This is a genomic window from Microbacterium sp. JZ37 (assembly GCF_035188445.1).
In the GTDB taxonomy this organism is placed as follows: Bacteria; Actinomycetota; Actinomycetes; order Actinomycetales; family Microbacteriaceae; genus Microbacterium; species Microbacterium barkeri.
Window position 1 is genome coordinate 2,521,318 of record NZ_CP045253.1, and the last position, 16,749, is coordinate 2,538,066.

General features: G+C 73.4%; 19 protein-coding genes. 12 read left to right on the forward strand and 7 right to left on the reverse strand.

The window, feature by feature from the left end; genetic code table 11:
* Nucleotides 1–5 precede the first annotated feature (5 nt).
* Nucleotides 6–896 (reverse strand): NAD(P)-dependent oxidoreductase, encoded by an 891-nt coding sequence (locus GC092_RS11645; protein WP_324012064.1) that lies wholly within the window; start codon nucleotides 894–896, stop codon nucleotides 6–8.
* A 97-nt stretch (nucleotides 897–993) separates the two neighbouring features.
* Here GC092_RS11645 and GC092_RS11650 point away from each other — a divergent pair, with 97 nt between their 5' ends.
* From GC092_RS11650 to GC092_RS11670, 5 genes are all read left to right on the forward strand, one after another.
* On the forward strand, nucleotides 994–2,052 hold the full coding sequence (locus GC092_RS11650; RefSeq protein ID WP_324012066.1) for a D-2-hydroxyacid dehydrogenase: 1,059 nt from the start codon (nucleotides 994–996) through the stop codon (nucleotides 2,050–2,052).
* Between the two features lie 37 nt (nucleotides 2,053–2,089).
* Entirely contained in the window at nucleotides 2,090–2,878 is a 789-nt protein-coding gene (locus GC092_RS11655) for an IclR family transcriptional regulator (RefSeq protein ID WP_324012068.1), read from the forward strand.
* 86 nt (nucleotides 2,879–2,964) lie between these two features.
* A complete protein-coding gene (locus GC092_RS11660; RefSeq protein ID WP_324012069.1) occupies nucleotides 2,965–4,374 on the forward strand; it encodes an MFS transporter in 1,410 nt (469 codons plus the stop codon).
* Nucleotides 4,371–5,096, forward strand: coding sequence for a fumarylacetoacetate hydrolase family protein (locus tag GC092_RS11665; protein ID WP_324012071.1), 726 nt, complete (start codon nucleotides 4,371–4,373; stop codon nucleotides 5,094–5,096). Before GC092_RS11660 ends, GC092_RS11665 begins: the two co-directional genes overlap by 4 nt.
* A 52-nt stretch (nucleotides 5,097–5,148) precedes the next feature.
* Nucleotides 5,149–5,607, forward strand: coding sequence for a Fe-S oxidoreductase (locus tag GC092_RS11670; protein WP_324012073.1), 459 nt, complete (start codon nucleotides 5,149–5,151; stop codon nucleotides 5,605–5,607).
* On the opposite strand, the gene GC092_RS11675 is transcribed toward GC092_RS11670, so the two are convergent.
* A complete protein-coding gene (locus tag GC092_RS11675; protein ID WP_271172272.1) occupies nucleotides 5,597–6,067 on the reverse strand; it encodes an SIP domain-containing protein in 471 nt (156 codons plus the stop codon). The genes GC092_RS11670 and GC092_RS11675 overlap by 11 nt on opposite strands.
* A 48-nt stretch (nucleotides 6,068–6,115) precedes the next feature.
* Nucleotides 6,116–6,586: a carboxymuconolactone decarboxylase family protein gene (locus tag GC092_RS11680; protein WP_282978144.1), complete on the reverse strand. Its 471-nt coding sequence runs from the start codon at nucleotides 6,584–6,586 to the stop codon at nucleotides 6,116–6,118.
* 206 nt (nucleotides 6,587–6,792) lie between these two features.
* On the opposite strand from GC092_RS11680, the gene GC092_RS11685 reads away from it, so the two are divergent.
* From GC092_RS11685 to GC092_RS11715, 7 genes are all read left to right on the forward strand, one after another.
* Nucleotides 6,793–7,740, forward strand: a complete 948-nt coding sequence (locus GC092_RS11685; protein ID WP_324012074.1) for an alpha/beta hydrolase — start codon at nucleotides 6,793–6,795, stop codon at nucleotides 7,738–7,740.
* The gene (locus tag GC092_RS11690; protein ID WP_324012076.1) at nucleotides 7,737–9,254 is read left to right on the forward strand and encodes an ABC transporter substrate-binding protein; all 1,518 of its coding nucleotides are present in this window, start codon (nucleotides 7,737–7,739) and stop codon (nucleotides 9,252–9,254) included. The genes GC092_RS11685 and GC092_RS11690 overlap by 4 nt, the downstream gene beginning before the upstream one ends.
* A 13-nt stretch (nucleotides 9,255–9,267) precedes the next feature.
* A complete protein-coding gene (locus tag GC092_RS11695; protein ID WP_324012077.1) occupies nucleotides 9,268–10,218 on the forward strand; it encodes an ABC transporter permease in 951 nt (316 codons plus the stop codon).
* Entirely contained in the window at nucleotides 10,215–11,093 is an 879-nt protein-coding gene (locus GC092_RS11700) for an ABC transporter permease (RefSeq protein WP_324012078.1), read from the forward strand. The genes GC092_RS11695 and GC092_RS11700 overlap by 4 nt, the downstream gene beginning before the upstream one ends.
* The gene (locus GC092_RS11705; RefSeq protein ID WP_324012080.1) at nucleotides 11,090–11,926 is read left to right on the forward strand and encodes an ABC transporter ATP-binding protein; all 837 of its coding nucleotides are present in this window, start codon (nucleotides 11,090–11,092) and stop codon (nucleotides 11,924–11,926) included. The genes GC092_RS11700 and GC092_RS11705 overlap by 4 nt, the downstream gene beginning before the upstream one ends.
* Nucleotides 11,913–12,719, forward strand: coding sequence for an ATP-binding cassette domain-containing protein (locus GC092_RS11710; protein WP_271172279.1), 807 nt, complete (start codon nucleotides 11,913–11,915; stop codon nucleotides 12,717–12,719). The genes GC092_RS11705 and GC092_RS11710 overlap by 14 nt, the downstream gene beginning before the upstream one ends.
* Nucleotides 12,720–12,873: 154 nt before the next feature.
* Nucleotides 12,874–13,899 carry an alcohol dehydrogenase catalytic domain-containing protein gene (locus GC092_RS11715; protein ID WP_324012081.1) on the forward strand — a complete coding sequence of 342 codons (1,026 nt, stop codon included), beginning with the start codon at nucleotides 12,874–12,876 and terminating at the stop codon, nucleotides 13,897–13,899.
* Nucleotides 13,900–13,905: 6 nt separating this feature from the next.
* Here GC092_RS11715 and GC092_RS11720 read toward each other — a convergent pair whose 3' ends face one another.
* Genes GC092_RS11720 through GC092_RS11735 form a run of 4 tightly spaced genes read right to left on the reverse strand, consistent with a single transcriptional unit; the run spans nucleotide 13,906 to nucleotide 16,625 of the window.
* Nucleotides 13,906–14,532: a GNAT family N-acetyltransferase gene (locus GC092_RS11720; RefSeq protein WP_271172281.1), complete on the reverse strand. Its 627-nt coding sequence runs from the start codon at nucleotides 14,530–14,532 to the stop codon at nucleotides 13,906–13,908.
* A 9-nt stretch (nucleotides 14,533–14,541) separates the two neighbouring features.
* Nucleotides 14,542–15,237 carry a uracil-DNA glycosylase gene (locus GC092_RS11725; RefSeq protein WP_282978261.1) on the reverse strand — a complete coding sequence of 232 codons (696 nt, stop codon included), beginning with the start codon at nucleotides 15,235–15,237 and terminating at the stop codon, nucleotides 14,542–14,544.
* An 11-nt stretch (nucleotides 15,238–15,248) separates the two neighbouring features.
* The gene (locus tag GC092_RS11730) at nucleotides 15,249–15,788 is read right to left on the reverse strand and encodes a phosphoribosyltransferase (RefSeq protein ID WP_374727724.1); all 540 of its coding nucleotides are present in this window, start codon (nucleotides 15,786–15,788) and stop codon (nucleotides 15,249–15,251) included.
* Nucleotides 15,789–15,842: 54 nt separating this feature from the next.
* Complete coding sequence (locus tag GC092_RS11735; RefSeq protein WP_324012083.1) at nucleotides 15,843–16,625, reverse strand: SDR family oxidoreductase; 783 nt, start codon at nucleotides 16,623–16,625, stop codon at nucleotides 15,843–15,845.
* Between the last annotated feature and the right edge of the window lie 124 nt (nucleotides 16,626–16,749).

Here is a 16,749-nt window from a genome sequence, read left to right on the forward strand (position 1 = left end):
CCGGGTCAGCGCTCCTCGACGAGGCGGCGCGTCACGACGAGATCGTCGTCCCCGAGGCCGCGTTCGACGAGCTCGTCGAACGCGGCGCGCAGCGCCGGAAGCAGCACGGGGTGCGTGCGCGTCTCCGCTGCCACGTCATCTGCGAACGCGAGGTCCTTCACCATGTACTTCGCGACTCCGGAGGGGCTGTAGTCGCGGGCCACGAGCTTGTCGCGGCGGCTGCGGAGCAGGTTCGATCCCGCGTAGCCGCCGCCGAGCAGCTCCCACAGCTGCCCGGGGTCGATCCCGCTGCGCTCGGCGAGCACGGTGGCCTCGGCGAGCGCGAGCATCGTCGCCGACACGACGAGCTGATTGCACGACTTGGCGACCTCCCCCGCTCCGAGCGGACCGAGGCGCACGGGCGTTCCGCAGGGAGCGAGCACGCGCGCCGCGAGCGCGGCGTCGGCCTCGTCGCCGCCCATCATGATCGAGAGCGTCCCCGCCCTCGCGCCGTCCTCCCCGCCCGACACGGGGCAGTCGACCACCCGCACCCGGCCATCCGTCCGCTCCGCGAGGTCCGCAGCCAGAGCGCGCACGCGCGTGGCCGACGACGTCGAGCCGATGAGCAGAAGGAGGGGATGCGCGACGCCCGCGAGCAGGCCGTCGTCGCCCTCGAGCAGGCCCTCGAGCTCGGGAAGGTCGGGCACCATCGCGAACACGGCGTCGCTGCGCTCGGCGAGGGCGCGCGGCGTCTCGCACCAGGTCGCGCCGGCGCTCTCGAGAGACGGATGGCGGCGCGTGCGGCCCGTGATCGCGAGCGCGCCGTGCGCCTCCAGGAGGTGCTCGGCCATCGGCAGGCCCATCGCGCCGAGGCCCACGACGCCGACACGGAGAGGAGGATGAGCGTCATCGGTCATGCTCCGACTCTACGGGTTTTGGCCAGAATATGGAACGTCGTACAGAACTTTGGCCGAGCCGGTATGCTGGCACCACCCCACATCGAAGAGGATGGTCATGACCGAAAGCACCGGACGGCTGCGCGCCGTCATCGCCACCGACCTGTCGGAGCAGCTGTGCCGCGAGCTCGAGCGGCGCGAGCCGCGACTCGAGATCGTCCGCGATCCGAGCCTGTGCCGCCCCATGCGGTGGCCCGCGGACTGGGGCGGGGACCCCGCCCACGTCCGCTCGCCCGCCGAGCAGGAGGCGTTCGACGCGCTCGTCGACTCGGCCGACATCCTCTTCTCGATCCCCGACACCGACCCGGCGGCCCTCGCCCGCACGGTGCGCGCGAATCCGCGCCTCCGCTGGGTGCACGTCATGGCGGCCGGCGGCGGCGCCCAGGTCAAGGCCGCGGGCCTCACCGAGGAGGAGCTCGACCGGGTCGTCTTCACGACGAGCGCGGGCGTGCACGGCTCGACCCTCGCGGAGTTCGCCGTCTTCGGCGTGCTCGCGGGCGCCAAGGAGCTTCCCCGCCTGCAGCAGGCACAGCGCGAGCACGCGTGGGACGACCGCTGGACGATGCGCCACCTCGACGAGATGACCGTGCTCGTCGTGGGCCTGGGCGGCATCGGCAAGGCCGTCGTCTCGCGGTTCGCCGCCTTCGGCGCGCGGGTGTGGGGAACGAGCCGATCGGGCCGCCCTGTCGACGGCGTCGAGCGCATCGTCCCCGTGGACGAGCTCGCATCCGCGGTCGGCGAGGTCGACGCGATCGTCGTCACCCTGCCCGGCACCGCGCAGACCGAGCACCTCATCGGCGAGGAGGTGCTCCGCGCGGTCAAGCCGGGCGTCATCGTGACCAACGTCGGGCGCGGCAGCGTCATCGACGAGGCGGCGCTTCTCGCCGCCCTCGACGACGGCCGGGTGTCGTACGCGGCGCTCGACGTGTTCGAGGTGGAGCCGCTTCCCGACCGGAGCCCGCTGTGGGACCATCCGCGCGTTCTCGTGAGCCCGCACACCGCGGCGCTGTCGACGCAGGAGGACGCGCGCATCATGCGCCTCTTCGCCGACAACGCGCGTCGCCTGCTCGACGGCGAGCCCCTGCGTAACGTGGTGGACACCGTCGAGTTCTACTAGGCCGGCCGCGCGAGCGCCGGCATCGCGAAGGAGCGCCATGTCCACTGCCCCCGATCGAGACCCGGCGCCGGCCGTCACGCGCGCCCTGCGCATCCTCACGGCGCTGGCCGACTCCGGCGGAGCGCCGATGACGCTCAGCGAGCTGGCCAGAGCGGTCGGCATCGCGAAGTCCTCCGCCGCGAACCTCTGCGCGGCGCTCGAGGAGGGCGGCATGATCGAGCGCGACGCGCGCGGCTTCCGGCTCGGTCGGCGCACCGCCGAGCTCGGCGGGGCGTTCGCACTGCAGTTCAACCAGGTGCGCGAGTTCTTCGCGATCTGCGCGGCCTCCGAGGTGCTGCACCGGGAGGTCGTGCAGATCGCCATGCTCGACGGAGCCGACGTGCTCTACCTCGCGCGCCACGAGGGGCGCGCTCCGCACCGCCTCGGCACGCCCCTCGGCTCGCGCCTGCCGGCCGCGCAGAGCGCGACCGGCAGGGCCATCCTCATGACCCTCGACGACGAGGACGTCGCCCGCCAGCTGCCGCCGTCGGCGTTCGCGGCCGTGACCGAGCGCAGCGTCACGAGCCTCGACGCCCTCCTCGCGCTCCTCGCGGAGGCGCGGGAGCGCGGCTATGCGCTCGACGAGAGCGGGTCGTTCGCGGGCATCACGGGCGTCGCCGTGCCCCTGTCGCCGTGGAATCCGAGCGACCCGCCGCTCGCCATGGGCGCGGCGCTGCCCGCCGACGCGACGACTCCCGAGCGGGTCGCCGAGGTCGGCGAGGCGCTGCTCGCGGCGGCGTCGCTCCTGACGAACCCGCTCGCCGTCCGAGGCACCAGCTCGGACTGAGCGTTCAACCTGTTGCACACCGTTCCATCTGTGGTACGGTGGTCACGTCTCGCGCTCCCGCGAGCGCCCTCATCGAAGGAGATGACGTGAGCACAGCAGCCCCGACTGCCCCCAAGCCCCAGTACGACGATCCCGAGTACGCCGCGAACCTCCGGCGCGCCACTCTCGCCTCGAGCGTCGGCAGCGCGCTGGAGTACTTCGACTTCGCGCTGTACGGCCTGATGACGGCCCTCGTCTTCAACCGCCTGTTCTTCGACCCCGCCGATCCCGCGATGGGCGTGATCGGCGCGTTCGCGGTCTACGGCGTGGGCTTCGTCGCGCGCCCGTTCGGCGGGTTCTTCTTCGGGACGATCGGCGACCGGCTCGGCCGCAAGTGGGTCCTCGTCGTGACGATCCTCCTCATGGGCGGCGCATCGACGGCCATCGGCCTCCTGCCGACCTACGAGGTCGTGGGCGTGTGGGCAGCCGTGCTGCTCGTGATCATGCGCCTCCTGCAGGGCTTCGGCGCGGGAGCCGAGCAGGCCGGCGCCACGGTGCTCATGGCGGAGTACGCGCCGGTGCGCCAGCGCGGGTTCTTCGCGGCGCTGCCGTTCATCGGCATCCAGGCGGGAACGCTCCTCGCGGCCCTCGTCTTCTCCGGGCTGTCGCTCATGCCCGAGGACGCGTTCCTCGCCTGGGGATGGCGCGTGCCGTTCCTCGCCTCGTTCCTCCTCATCCTCATCGCGCTGTTCATCCGCATGCGGCTGCGCGAGACGCCGACCTTCGTCGAGCTCGAGAAGCACGAGCAGGTCGCCGCGCACCCCTTCCGCGACATCTTCACGACCGGCATGCCGGGCGTCATCACGGGCATCGGCCTGCGGATGGCCGAGAACGGCGGCTCGTACATCTTCCAGAACGTCGCGCTCGCGTTCGTCGCCGGCACGTTCATCGCGAACCCCGTCGACCGCGGCATCGCGACGTGGGGCGTGACGATCGGCTCGCTCATCGGCATCTTCTCGGTCCCGCTCACCGGCTGGCTGTCCGACCGGTTCGGCCGTCGCCCGGTGTACCGCTTCGGCGCCGTCTTCATGCTGCTCTTCGCGTTCCCTGCGTGGTGGATGCTCTCGCTCGGCGACCCGGTTCTCACGGTGGCCGTCATCGCGATCGGCATCGGCGTCGCCGTCGCCTCGATGCTCGGCCCGCAGTGCGCGCTCCTGCCCGAGATGTTCGGCAACCGCCACCGCTACCTCGGCGTCGCGATGGCGCGCGAGATCTCCGCGGTGCTCGCGGGCGGCCTCGCGGGTGTGCTCGGCACGTGGCTGCTCACGCTGACCGGCGGCAACTGGGTCGTCATGGGCCTCTACCTCGCCACGCTCGCCGCGATCACGACGGCATCGACCTTCCTCATCCCGGAGACCCGCAGCCGCGACCTTCTGCGCATCCAGGACGCGGTCCGCGTCTCGACCGACGAGAAGGACACCGGCCTCGTGTCGGTGGTCATCGCCGACGCGCGATGAGGATCGCCCGCATCGCCTCCCCGTCCGGCGCCGTGCACGCGGTGCCGGACGGGGAGCGCTGGCAGCCTGTGTCCGACCCGTTCGCGGCCTTCGCCTCGGGCGCGGCGCCGGTTCCGCTCGGCGCTCCCGTCGACTCCCCCGTGTTCCTGGCGCCCGTCGACCCCCGCGTCGTCGTGGGGATCGCCCAGCCCGCGCACCCGGGCGGGCCCGTCGGCGCGTGGCTCAAGAGCCCGCGCACGGTCGTCGCGAGCGGCGCCGAGGTCGCCCTGCGGCGCGACGCCGGGCGCCCCGTGATCGAGGGCGAGGTCGCCGTCGTGATCGGGCGGAGCACGGCCGGTCTCACGCCCGAGAACGCGGCGTCGTACGTGCTCGGCGTGACCGCCGTGAACGACGTCTCGAGCCCCGACCGCTCCGATCCGCGCAACTTCGAGGTCAAGGGCGGAGCAGGCTACACCCCGCTCGGGCCGTGGATCGAGACCGCGATCGACCTCGACGAGGTCGACCTCGCCGTCCGCATCGACGGGGTGGAGCGCGTCCGGACCGGCACCCACGAGCTCCCGGCGCCCGTGGCGGACTGCCTTGCGTACGTCGCGCACTGGATCGAGCTCGGGCCGGGCGACGTCGTGATGACGGGAGCGCCGCGCTCGGCGTTCCCGGTCGAGCAGGGAGCGCTCGTCGAGATCGAGGTCGCCGGCGCCCTGCTGCGCACGCGCTTCCGCTGACCCGCGTGCGCCATCCGCCCCTCGCCCGCCCGGACTGCGGCAGGATGGCGTCATGCGCATCAGCTTCCCGGCCGATCCGGCTCCCGCCCACTGGCGCGAGATCGCCGCGCTGCGGGTCGAGCACGGGCGGCGCATCGACGCCCGCATCCCGCGATGGCTGCTCGACTCCCCCGTGAGCGCGGTCGGCTGCGCGGCCGCGACGGCGCTCGGATGGCTGTGGGGGACGCTGTGGAGCCGCGGGCGCGTCGAGCGCCGCGAGGGCCTGCTCGTCTTCCGCGGGATGCCCGCGTGGACCTTCGGCCGCGGCGGCGTGTGCGTGGGCGGGTGCTTCCTGACCGGCGACCGGAGCGTGTCGACCCGGCTCCTGCGGCACGAGGCCGTGCACCTGCGGCAGTGGCGCCGCTACGGCGTGCTCATGCCCGTGCTGTACCTGCTCGCGGGACGGAACCCGCTGCGCAATCGCTTCGAGATCGAGGCCGGGCTGGAAGCGGGCGGCTACGTCAGCGGATGAGGCTCGCGAAGGCGTCGGGCACGTGGATGGCCTCCGCCGGGGTCCCGAGGGATCCCGTCAGGTGGTCGACGATGTCGGCCGTGCCGAGGAAGCCGCCGAGCAGGACGACGCGCGTCGAGTCGTCGCCGGCGCACATCATCTCGTCGGCCCACGCGGTGACCGCGCGGGACAGCGCCTGGCCGGGTGCGCACGCACGTCCGGTGCCGGGTGCGCCCGAACGCCGGGAGCGGTCGAGCCAGGTCACGACCATCCGGGCGGGTGCGGCGATCTCGCCGATCCACGACGCGTCGGGGACCTCGATGAAGATGCGGCCCGTCGAGCAGATCGGCAGCGTCGCGACGAGCGTCTCGAGGTCGACGAGCGAGCGCTCGTCGGCCGTGATGAGGTGCTGCACGCGCGCGTGACGCGACGCACGGCAGACCTTGTCGCCGTGCTCCTGGGTCGTCTCGATGCTCTCCATGACGACGCCAGTCTACACCGCGCGAAGGGTTGCCTTACCTCAGCACGGTCAGCTCTCCGCGGGGCGGGGCGGCACGGGGTAGCGTCCGGCGACGGTGATGCGGTTGAACGCGTTGATCGAGACGCTGAGCCAGCTGACGGCGACGTACTCCTGCTCGCTGAGCACCGCGCCGACCCGGTCGTACAGGTCATCGGGGATGCCGGCACGGTGGATGAACGTGTGCGCCTCGGCGAGCTCGAGGGCCGCGCGCTCGCGCTCGGAGAAGACGCCCGACTCGCGCCACACCGCGATCTGCGCGATCTCGTCGACCGTGAGCCCCGCGGCGACCGCCCGATCCACGTGCACGCGGACGCAGTAGGCGCAGCCGTTGAGCTGCGAGCAGTGCAGGAGCACGAGCTCCTTGAGCCGGTCGTCGACGCCGTACTCGCGCGCGATGCGGCCGACGGTCTGCGAGAACGCGTCGAGCGCCTTGTAGGCCTCGATCGCCGACTTGGACAGATGCACGCGCTGCTCGGTCATGCTTCGACCCTAGTGCGCGGAGGCGGACCCGGCTCGGCGGCAGATCGCGCAGCGCCACCCGCCTGCTCCGTACCTTATGCTCAGATCTGCCGCTGCGCGACGAGCAGTTCGATCCGCGATTTCCCGGGCGGGCCTCGACCTCGCCAGAATGGAGGCGTCGGGAGCCCTCCCGTGCGTCCCGCTCGGCGTCCCCATCGAGGAGTCCTGTGAGCATCGCCCCCGCGAACGCGGCATCCCCCGCCGACGACGCGTTCGACGAGTTCTCGTTCCTGCCGGAGCAGGCCGCCGCTCAGGGGCGCCCCGCCCCGATCGGCCGACGCGAGCGTCTCCTCCTTCCCGACGGACGCGCTCTCAGCGCTCTCGCGTACGGCGAAGGGCGCCCGAGGATCGTGCTCCTCCACGGGGCCGGCCTCAACGCCCACACGTGGGACCAGACTGTGATCGCGCTCGGCCTCCCCGCGCTCGCGATCGACCTTCCCGGCCACGGGCACTCGTCGTGGCGTGCCGACGCGGACTACCGCGCCCGCACGATCGCCGATGACGTCGTGCGCGGCATCGAGGCGTGGGCGGACGCTCCCGTCGTCCTCGTCGGGCAGTCCCTCGGCGGGCTCACTGCGGCCGCCGTGGCGTCGCGACGGCCCGACCTCATCGCGCGCCTCGCCATCGTCGACATCACGCCGGGCGTCGACACCTCGGCCGGGCCGGCGATGCTCCGCCGCTTCTACGAGGAGACGGTCTTCGCGTCTCGCGACGAGCTCGTCGAGCGCGCGCTCGCGTTCGGCCTCGGCGGCTCGCGCGCGCAGGCCGAGCGGGGCGTCCTCCTCAACTCCCGCGTGCGCGACGACGGCCGGGTGGAGTGGTGCCACCACTTCGCCCAGCTCATGTCCTCGGGGACGCCCTCCCCCGCCGCTGCGCCCGAGAGCGGGTGGGAGGATCTCGCCGGCGTGACCGCCCCGATCGCCCTCGTGCGCGGCACCACCGGGTTCGTCACGTCAGGTGACGCCGACGAGTTCGCCCGGCGCACGGGCGCCGACGTCGTCGCGCTCGACGCCCCTCACAACGTGCAGGAGGTCGCCTTCGCCGACCTCGCATCCCTCATCGCGCGTCTCGCCGCCTCGGCGGGCGCCGCACCGGAAGGACGGCAGACAGCATGATCCGCATCCCCGGGCGCCCGGCGTCCGCCGCAGCGCTCCTCGTGCCCGCCGTGCTCCTCGCCGGCTGCGCCGGCGGCGGGCAGACGTCGCCCTCCGACGCTCCCGCGGGCGAGCCCAACCCCGACGCGAGTCTGCGCGTGGGCCTCGTCCTCGAGCCGACGAACCTCGACATCCGCCGCACCTCGGGCGCCGCGCTCGAGCAGATCCTCGTCGACAACGTGTACGAGGGCCTCGTGACCCGCACGCAGGAGAACGAGATCGTGCCCGCGCTCGCGAGCTCCTGGGAGATGTCGGAGGACGGCCTCGTCTACACCTTCACGCTCGAGGAGGGGGTCGTCTTCCACGACGGCGGCGAGCTCACCGCGCAGGATGCCGTCGCGTCGCTCGAGGAGGTCGTCTCCGACGAGTCCGTCGTCGGCCACGACGACCTCGCGAACGTCAAGTCCGTGACCGCTCCCGACGACCGCACCGTCGTCGTCGAGCTGACGGAGCCGAACCAGAACCTCCTCTTCACACTCACGGGCCCCGCCGGCCTCGTGTTCGACGAGGGCGACGAGACCGACCTCCAGAGCGACGCGAACGGCACCGGCCCGTTCGCCCTCGCGGAGTGGAACCAGGGCGAGAGCATCGTGCTCGAGCGCTTCGACGAGTACTGGGGCGAGGCCGCGGGCGTGGCCGAGGTCGTCGCGAGCTACATCCCGGACTTCACCGCGGGCGTGAACGCGGCGCTCGACGGCTCGCTCGACGTGCTCACGGCCGTCGACCCCCAGCTCGCGCCGCAGCTCGACGGCGCGAACGGCTTCACGCTCACGACCGGTCGGACCACGGACAAGTACGTGCTCGCGTTCAACAGCGCCGAGGCACCGCTCGACGACGCCCGCGTGCGGGAGGCCCTGCGCCTCGCGATCGACCACGACGCCCTCGTCGAGGCCGTGGGCGCCGGCGTGACCCAGTACGGCCCGATCCCCGAGCTCGACCCGGGCTACGAGGACCTGTCCGACGTGGCGCCCTTCGACCCCGACCGCGCACGGCAGCTCCTCGCGGAGGCCGGTCAGGAGGATCTCGAGCTCGAGCTCACGATCCCCGCGTTCTACGGCACGACGGCGTCGACGTTCCTCGTCTCGGCGTTCCACGACGTCGGGGTCGAGCTGACCGTGAACCCCGTCGAGTTCTCGACGTGGCTGCAGGACGTCTACACGAACGGCGACTACCAGCTGAGCTTCGTGAACCACGTCGAGCCGCGCGACTTCGGAGCGTGGGCGAACCCCGACTACTACTTCCACTACGACAGCGCCGAGGTCCAGGAGCTCTACGCACAGGCGATCGCCGCGATCGATCCGGACGAGTCCGCCGATCTGCTCGCGCAGGCCGCGCGGATCGTCGCCGAGGACCACGCCGCCGACTGGCTCTACACGGGCGAGACGATCGTCGCGGTGGGGCCGGGCGTCGCGGGCTTCCCCGTCGACTCGATCAACTCCCGCCTCGACCTCGCGTCCGTGACGCTGGCCGACTGAGGCCCCTCCGCCGGTGCTCCGGTACACGCTGACGAGGCTCGCGCTGCTGGCGCTCGGGCTGCTCGTCGCGAGCGCACTCGTCTTCGCGACGCTGCGCGTGCTGCCGGGCGACGTGGCGCAGCTCGTCGCGGGCACCGAGGGCAGCCCCGGCCAGGTGGCGGCGATCCGCGAGCGCCTCGGCCTCGACCGGCCCGTCCTCGTGCAGTACGCCGACTGGATCGGCGGGATCCTGCGCGGCGACCTGGGCCGGTCGCTCCTGACCGGCACCCCGGTCGCCGACGAGCTCGCGTCGAAGGCGCAGGTGACGGTGCCGCTCGGCGTGCTCTCGCTCGCCATCGCCCTCGCGATCGCCGTCCCGTTCGGCGTCCTGTCGGCCATCCGCCGCGGGCGCCCCGTCGGCACCTCGATCAGCGTCGTCGCGCAGCTGCTCGCCGCGGTTCCCGTCGTCTGGGCCGGGATGATGCTCGTCGTCGTCTTCGCGATCACGCTGGGCTGGCTGCCCGCGCAGGGGTTCCCGCGCGCGGGCTGGTCCGACCCGGCCGCCGCGCTGCGAGCGCTCACGCTGCCCGCCCTCACGGTGGGCGTCGTCGAGGGCGCGCTCCTCCTCCGCTTCGTGCGCAGCGCGACGCTGCAGGCGCTCGGCGAGGATCACGTGCGCACGGCGGCGGCGAAGGGGCTCACGCGCAACCAGGCGCTCGTCCGGCACGGCCTGCCGTCGGTCGGCCTGTCGATCATCACGGTGCTCGGCCTGCAGATCGCCGGCATCGTCGTCGGCGCTGTCGTCATCGAGCAGGTGTTCAACCTCCCCGGCATCGGGCGGATGCTCGTGGCGGATGTCGGCGCGCGCGACCTCGTGAAGGTGCAGGGCGAGCTGCTCGTCCTCACGGGCTTCGTGCTCGCGATCGGGTTCGCGGTCGACATCGTGCACCGTGTGATCGACCCCCGGCAGAGGGAGGCCGCATGACACCCGCGCGCGTGCTCTCGCGCCTGTGGCGCACGGGGACGGGGCGATTCGGCCTCGTCGCGGTCGCCGTGATCGGCATCGTCGCCCTCGTGTCGCTGCTCTGGACCCCGTTCGATCCGCGCACGGTCGACCTCGCGGCGCGCTGGACGGGCCCTGGATGGCCGCACCTCCTCGGCGGCGACGCGAACGGGCGCGACATCCTCAGCCTGCTCATGGTCGGCGCACGCACGACCGTGCTCGTCGCGGCGGGCGCGGGCGCGGTGGCGACGGCCGTCGGCGTGCTGCTCGCCGCGCTCGGCGCCCTCACCGCGCGGCCCGTGCGCGAGGCCGTGGCGGTGCTCGTCGACATCCTCATCGCCTTCCCCGTGCTCCTCATCGCCATGATGCTGTCGGCCGTGTGGGGTGCGTCGCTGTGGATCGTCGTCTGGTCGGTCGGCATCGGGTTCGGCGTGAACATCGCGCGGGTCGCCCGCGCCGAGCTGCGCCGCGTGCAGCGCAGCGACTTCGTGCTCGCGGCGCGCGCGTCGGGGCTCACGACCGTGCAGACGCTCACGCGCCACCTCCTCCCGAACGTGCTGCCGGTGTTCATCGTGCAGCTGTCGTGGTCGATGGCGGCTGCCGTGCTGGCGGAGGCGGGGCTGTCGTACCTCGGCTTCGGCGCCCCGGTCACCGAGCCGAGCTGGGGCCTGCTCCTCGGCGACATGCAGCGCTACATCTCGCTGCACCCGCTCTCGGTGCTGTGGCCGGGACTCGCGATCACGGTCACCGTGCTCGCGCTGAACCTCCTCGGCGACACCCTGCGCGAGGCGACCGACCCGACCCTGCGCCGCGGCGAGGCCAAGCCGCAGGCGCATCAGCCGGTGGTGGTCTCATGAGCCTCGAGGTCTCGGGCCTCACGATCGAGATCGGCGGTCGCCGCGTCGTCGACGACGTCTCGTTCGCCGTGCCCGACGGCGCGCGGCTCGGGCTCATCGGCGAGTCCGGATCGGGCAAGTCGCTCACGGCGCTCGCGATCCTGGGCCTCCTGCCCGCGGCCGCCACCGCGAGCGGCAGCGTCCGCTGGCAGGGCGCCGAGATCCTCGGCATCCCCGACCGCGAGATGGCGCGGCTGCGGGGCGACGAGATCGGCATGGTCTTCCAGGAGCCGCAGACCGCGCTCAACCCGATCCGCACCGTGGGGCGCCAGATCTCGGAGGCCGTGCGCATCCACCGCAACGTCTCCCGGAGCGAGGCCGCGGAGATCGCCGTCGCCGAGGCCCGTCGCGTCGCGCTGCCCGACCCCGAGCGCATCGTCGCCCGCTACCCGCATCAGCTCTCGGGCGGGCAGCGCCAGCGGGTCGCGCTCGCCATGGCGCTCGCATGCCGCCCGCGGCTGCTCATCGCCGACGAGCCCACGACGGCCCTCGACGTCACGATCCAGGCCGAGGTGCTGCGCCTGCTCCTGTCGCTCGTCGCGGACGACGGGATGTCGCTCGTGTTCATCACGCACGATCTCGCGGTGCTGTCGCAGGTCGCGACCCACGGCGTCGTGCTCGAGGACGGCCGCGTCGTCGAGGATGCGCCCGTGTCCCGGCTGCTCACCGCGCCGCAGCACCCCGTCACGCAGGGCCTCCTGCGCGACGCGACCGCGACGCTCTGGCGACCCGCGGGCGCGGAGAACGCCCCGCGAGATGACGGCTCGGCGAAGGGGGCGGATGGCCGTGGCTGACATCCTCCTGCGAGCGCGCGCGCTCGAGCGGCGGCACCTCCATCCGCGCACGACGCTCTTCGAGCGGCGGCGCGAGACCGTCGCGCTGCACCCGACCGACCTCGACATCCGCCGCGGCGAGGCCGTCGGGATCATCGGCGAGTCCGGGTCGGGCAAATCCACGCTCGTGCGCCTCCTGCTCGGGCTCGACGTCCCGACGGCGGGCACCGTGGAGTACGACGGCCGTCCGGTCGACGCCCGCGCTCCGGCGCGTGCGCTGCACGGGCTGCGGCGCGCGACGGGCATCGTCTTCCAGGACCCGTACGCCTCGCTCGACCCCCGCATGACCGTCGCGCGCATCGTCGAGGAGCCGCTGTGGGCGCTCGGCATCCCGGGAGACCGCGCGGCGCGCGTCCGCGAGGTGCTCGCGCAGGTCGGCCTCGAGCCCGACATGGCCGACCGCTACCCGCACGAGTTCTCCGGAGGCCAGCGTCAGCGCATCGCCCTGGCCAGGGCGATCGTCCACCGCCCGGAGACGCTCGTGGGCGACGAGCCGCTGTCGGCACTCGACGTCACGGTGCGGGCGCAGATCCTCGCGCTCCTCGCCGACCTGCGCGCCCGCGAGCGGATGACCCTCGTGCTCGTCTCGCACGACATCGGCGTCGTGCAGAACCTCTGCGACACGGTCGTCGTCATGAAGGACGGCCGCGTCGTCGAGCACGGGCCGACCCCGCAGGTGCTCCTCTTCCCGCGCGAGGACTACACGCGGCGGCTGCTCGCGGCCATCCCGACGATCGACCAGCCGCGCGCCTGACGCGGCACGGGGCATCCGCACGCGCGCGCGGCACGGGGCGGTCGCCATCCGTTTGCCGTCCGTTCACGCGCGCGCGTCAGGCTCGCCCCATGTCGATCGAGCGCGCCGCAGCCGGACCGCACCGCAGCCCTGCGACGACCGCCGCGGCCGCGCTGTGAGCGCCGCACCCACGACCCTCGCCGCCGTGTGGCGGGGCGCCGACGGCATCCGGATCGAGGAGCTGCCGGTGCCCGCGCCGCGGCCCGGCGAGCTCGTCGTCGAGATCGACCTCGCGACCGTCAGCGGCGACGACCGCCGCACCGCATCGGACGCGCACCGCGCACCGGCTGCCGTGCTCGGCCACGAGGCGGTCGGACGCGTCGTCGCCGCCGGAGTCGGCGCACCGGCGGCCGAGGGCGATCGGGTCGTCTGGGCCCCATCCGTCGGATGCGGGATGTGCGACCGCTGCCGACACGGACGGGTCGCGCGCTGCCGCAAGCTGCGCGAGATCGGGCGCGAGCCCATCGACGGCCCGTGGCCGCTCTCGGGCGCCTACGCCAGGCACATCCTCCTCCCGTCCGGAGCGACCGTGGAGCGGGTGCCGGACGAGCTGTGCGATGCCGTCGCGGCGCCCGCGGGCGGCGCCACGGCGACCGCGATGGCCGTGCGCGAGGCGTCGGGCGACCTCACGGGCCTGCGCGTCCTCGTCTGCGGCGCGGGGATGCTCGGCCTCACGGCGACGGCGGTCGCCCGCGAGAGCGGGGCGTCCGAGGTGGTCGTCCTCGATACCGACGCGTCGCGCCGCTCGCTCGCGCTCGCCTTCGGCGCGACGACGGTCGTGGGGCCGCGGGATCGCCCGGGCGAGGCGGATCTCGCGTGGGAGCTCTCGGGAGCGGCCGAGGCGGCCTCGCGCGCGCTCGCGGCGCTCGCGATCGGCGGCCGGCTCGTCCTCGCGCGCGCAGCCGCGACATCCGCCGCGGTCCCTGTCGACCTGGACCGCGTCGTCCGCCGCGGACTCGCGATCACCGGCGTGCTCGGCTCCGAGCCCCGCCACCTGCGCGAGGCGCTCGCGTTCCTCGCGTCCACGCGCACGCGGTACCCGTGGGAGCGGCTCGTCGCGCCCGCGATGGGCCTCGAGCACCTGGCGCTCCTCCTCGCGCAGCCCGCGAGCGTCGCGCCGCGGACCGCGATCGCGCCCTGACGACGGTCAGTCGTCCGAGCCGAAGACCCGCGAGAGCACGCCGCGCTTCCGCTTCGGCGTGAGCGACTTCTGGAGGTACACCGTGCCGAGCCAGCGGTCGAACTTGAAGCCGACCTTGCCCATCCGCCCGACTTCCTCGAAGCCGAAGCGCTCGTGCAGCGCGAGCGACCCCTCGGCGCCCTTGTCGCTGATCACCGCGACGATCTGACGGAGCCCCTTCTCCTCGCACGCCTCGATGAGGGCGGCCAGGAGCGCGGTGCCGAGGCCCTTGCCCGTCGCGGCGTGCCCGAGGTAGATCGAGTTCTCGACCGTGTACCGGTACGACGACTTGCCCGACCACGGCGACACGAGCGCGTAGCCCAGCACCTGCCCGGTCGGCGCGACGGCGACGAGGAAGGGCAGGTCGAGCTTCTGCAGGTGGAGGAACTTCTCCTTCCACTGCCGATGCGTCCACTTCTTCTCGTCGAAGGTCACGACCGAGTTCGTCACGTAGTAGTTGTAGATCTCGCGGATGTCCTCGATGTCGCGCATCTCGGCGGGGCGGATCTCGTACGAGAACGGGCGCTCGGGGGCGGGCCGACGCTGCAGGTGCAGCGGCAGGCGTCGGCGCTTCTGGTATTCCTCCTCGAGCATGCGTCCAGCCTACGCGGGGATCGTCCAGTCGACAGGGCCGGCGCCCTGCTGCGCGAGCAGCGCGTTCGCTCGTGAGAACGGCCGCGATCCGAAGAAGCCGCGGCTCGCCGAGAGCGGCGAGGGGTGGGGCGACTCGATCGACGGCACGCCGCCCAGCAGCGGCTTGAGGTTCGCGGCGTCACGCCCCCACAGGATCGCCACGAGCGGCCCGCCGCGCTCTGCGAGGGCACGGATCGCGGTCTCGGTCACCCGCTCCCACCCCCATCCGCGGTGCGACGCGGGCGCACCCGGGCTCACCGTGAGCACGCGGTTGAGGAGCATGACGCCCTGGTCGCTCCACGCCGAGAGGTCGCCGTGGGGCGCGGGCGCGACGCCGAGGTCGCTCTGCAGCTCGCGGTAGATGTTCTGCAGGCTGCGCGGGATGGGGCGGACGTGCCGCTCGACCGCGAACGACAGGCCGATGGGATGGCCCGGGGTCGGGTACGGGTCCTGCCCGACGATGAGCACGCGGACGTCGGCGAGCGGGCGCTGGAACGCCCGCAGCACGCGGTCCCCCGCGGGCAGATACGGCCGCCCGGCCGCGACCTCGGCGCGGAGCCGGTCGCCGAGCGCGGCGATGTCGGCGGCCACGGGTGCGAGCGCGTGCGCCCAGCCGGCGTCGATGAGGCCCGCCTCGGCGAGCTCGGGAAGGGAGCGCCCTGCCATGTCGAGCGCGCTCACGCGGTCGGGGCGAGGCCGAGGTCCTCCTCGCGCACGGTGCCCCTGGCCGACCAGGGGAAGTCGATCCAGAGGTCGGTGTCTTTCCACGCGTAGTCGGGCTGGATGATCGTCGACGGCTTCGTGAAGATCGTGACCGACCGCACGTCGGCGCCCTTGTCGGAGAGCAGCTGGACGGCGAGTGCGAGCGTGCGCCCCGAGTCGGCGACGTCGTCGACGAGGAGCACGCGTCGCCCGTCGAGGTACTCCATGTCGAGTGCCGGCGGGAGCACCTCCGGCGCGTCGAGGACGGTCCCGATGCCCGTGTAGAACTCGACGTTGATGGCGCCGCAGTTCTTCGCGCCGAGACCGTAGGCGATGGCGCCGGCGGGGAGGAGTCCGCCGCGCGCGATCGCGACGACGACCTCGGGCTCGAAGCCGCTGTCGAGGATCGTGCGGGCGAGATCGCGCGTCGCGGCGCCGAAGCCGTCCCAGGTGAGGACTTCGCGCTCGGTCGGAGTGTCGGTCACGGGCGTTCCTTTCGATCGTGTCTCAGTCATCGCGCCTTCCCGGGCCGGAAAGCCGGAGAGAACGAGACATGCGGATGGTGCCGATCAGCTCTCGCGGACGGCGAGAGGGCCGCGGTGCAGGAGATGGGCGGCCGCCTGGGCCACGGGCCGCACGGTCACGAGGTCGAGGTTCACATGCCCGGGCGCCTCGAGGGCGTACGCGATCACGTCGGCCACGTCCTCGGCGGAGAGCGGGCTGTCGACGCCCGCGTACACGGCCTCCGCCGCCTCCCGGTCGCCGCCGAGGCGCGTGAGCGAGAACTCCTCGGTGCGCACCATCCCCGGCGCGATCTCGATCACGCGCAGCGGCTCGCCGTTGAGCTCGAGCCGGAGGGCGTCGACGATCATCGACTCCCCGGCCTTCGCGGCGTTGTAGCCGGCGCCACCGGGATATGCGCGCTGAGCAGCCGTCGACGTGACGAAGAGCAGGTCGGCGTGGCCCGCTCCCCCGCGCACCGCGTCGCGCAGCTGCGGCAGGAGAGCCCGCACGAGCCGCTGCGCGGACAGGACGTTCGCCTCGAACATCCACGTCCACTCGTCGGCGTCGCCGTCCTCGACGCGGTCGGTGCCGCGCGCGCCGCCCGCGACGTGCGCGAGCGCCTGCACGCCGCCGCTCGCGGCGAGATGCGCGGCCAGGGCGTCGACGTCGGCCTGCCGGGTGAGGTCGGCGGCGAACACGTCGGCGCCCGTCTCCGCGGCGAGCGCCTCGAGGCGCTCGGCCCGCCGGGCCACGCCCGTGACGTCCCATCCGCGCGAGCGCAGCAGGCGCACCGTCGCCGCGCCGATCCCCGAGCTCGCTCCCGTCACGACCGCACGCCTGTTCGCCATCCGTCCAGTATGCCGTCCCCGGCCGAGGGCGCACCGTGACGGCCTGTGACGAGCCGTGACGGCATGCGACGCGCGATATGACGCCGCGTGTCCCGTGCGTTGCCCGGGCACCGCGGGTTCCGTA

Excerpts from the sequence above, each read along its gene's own strand:
- GC092_RS11645 (WP_324012064.1), bottom strand. The coding sequence starts at position 896 with ATGACCGATGACGCTCATCCTCCTCTCCGTGTCGGCGTCGTGGGCCTC.
- GC092_RS11650 (WP_324012066.1), top strand. The coding sequence starts at position 994 with ATGACCGAAAGCACCGGACGGCTGCGCGCCGTCATCGCCACCGACCTG.
- GC092_RS11655 (WP_324012068.1), top strand. The coding sequence starts at position 2,090 with ATGTCCACTGCCCCCGATCGAGACCCGGCGCCGGCCGTCACGCGCGCC.
- GC092_RS11665 (WP_324012071.1), top strand. The coding sequence starts at position 4,371 with ATGAGGATCGCCCGCATCGCCTCCCCGTCCGGCGCCGTGCACGCGGTG.
- GC092_RS11670 (WP_324012073.1), top strand. The coding sequence starts at position 5,149 with ATGCGCATCAGCTTCCCGGCCGATCCGGCTCCCGCCCACTGGCGCGAG.
- GC092_RS11675 (WP_271172272.1), bottom strand. The coding sequence starts at position 6,067 with ATGGAGAGCATCGAGACGACCCAGGAGCACGGCGACAAGGTCTGCCGT.
- GC092_RS11680 (WP_282978144.1), bottom strand. The coding sequence starts at position 6,586 with ATGACCGAGCAGCGCGTGCATCTGTCCAAGTCGGCGATCGAGGCCTAC.
- GC092_RS11690 (WP_324012076.1), top strand. The coding sequence starts at position 7,737 with ATGATCCGCATCCCCGGGCGCCCGGCGTCCGCCGCAGCGCTCCTCGTG.
- GC092_RS11700 (WP_324012078.1), top strand. The coding sequence starts at position 10,215 with ATGACACCCGCGCGCGTGCTCTCGCGCCTGTGGCGCACGGGGACGGGG.
- GC092_RS11705 (WP_324012080.1), top strand. The coding sequence starts at position 11,090 with ATGAGCCTCGAGGTCTCGGGCCTCACGATCGAGATCGGCGGTCGCCGC.
- GC092_RS11710 (WP_271172279.1), top strand. The coding sequence starts at position 11,913 with ATGGCCGTGGCTGACATCCTCCTGCGAGCGCGCGCGCTCGAGCGGCGG.
- GC092_RS11720 (WP_271172281.1), bottom strand. The coding sequence starts at position 14,532 with ATGCTCGAGGAGGAATACCAGAAGCGCCGACGCCTGCCGCTGCACCTG.
- GC092_RS11725 (WP_282978261.1), bottom strand. The coding sequence starts at position 15,237 with ATGGCAGGGCGCTCCCTTCCCGAGCTCGCCGAGGCGGGCCTCATCGAC.
- GC092_RS11730 (WP_374727724.1), bottom strand. The coding sequence starts at position 15,788 with ATGACTGAGACACGATCGAAAGGAACGCCCGTGACCGACACTCCGACC.
- GC092_RS11735 (WP_324012083.1), bottom strand. The coding sequence starts at position 16,625 with ATGGCGAACAGGCGTGCGGTCGTGACGGGAGCGAGCTCGGGGATCGGC.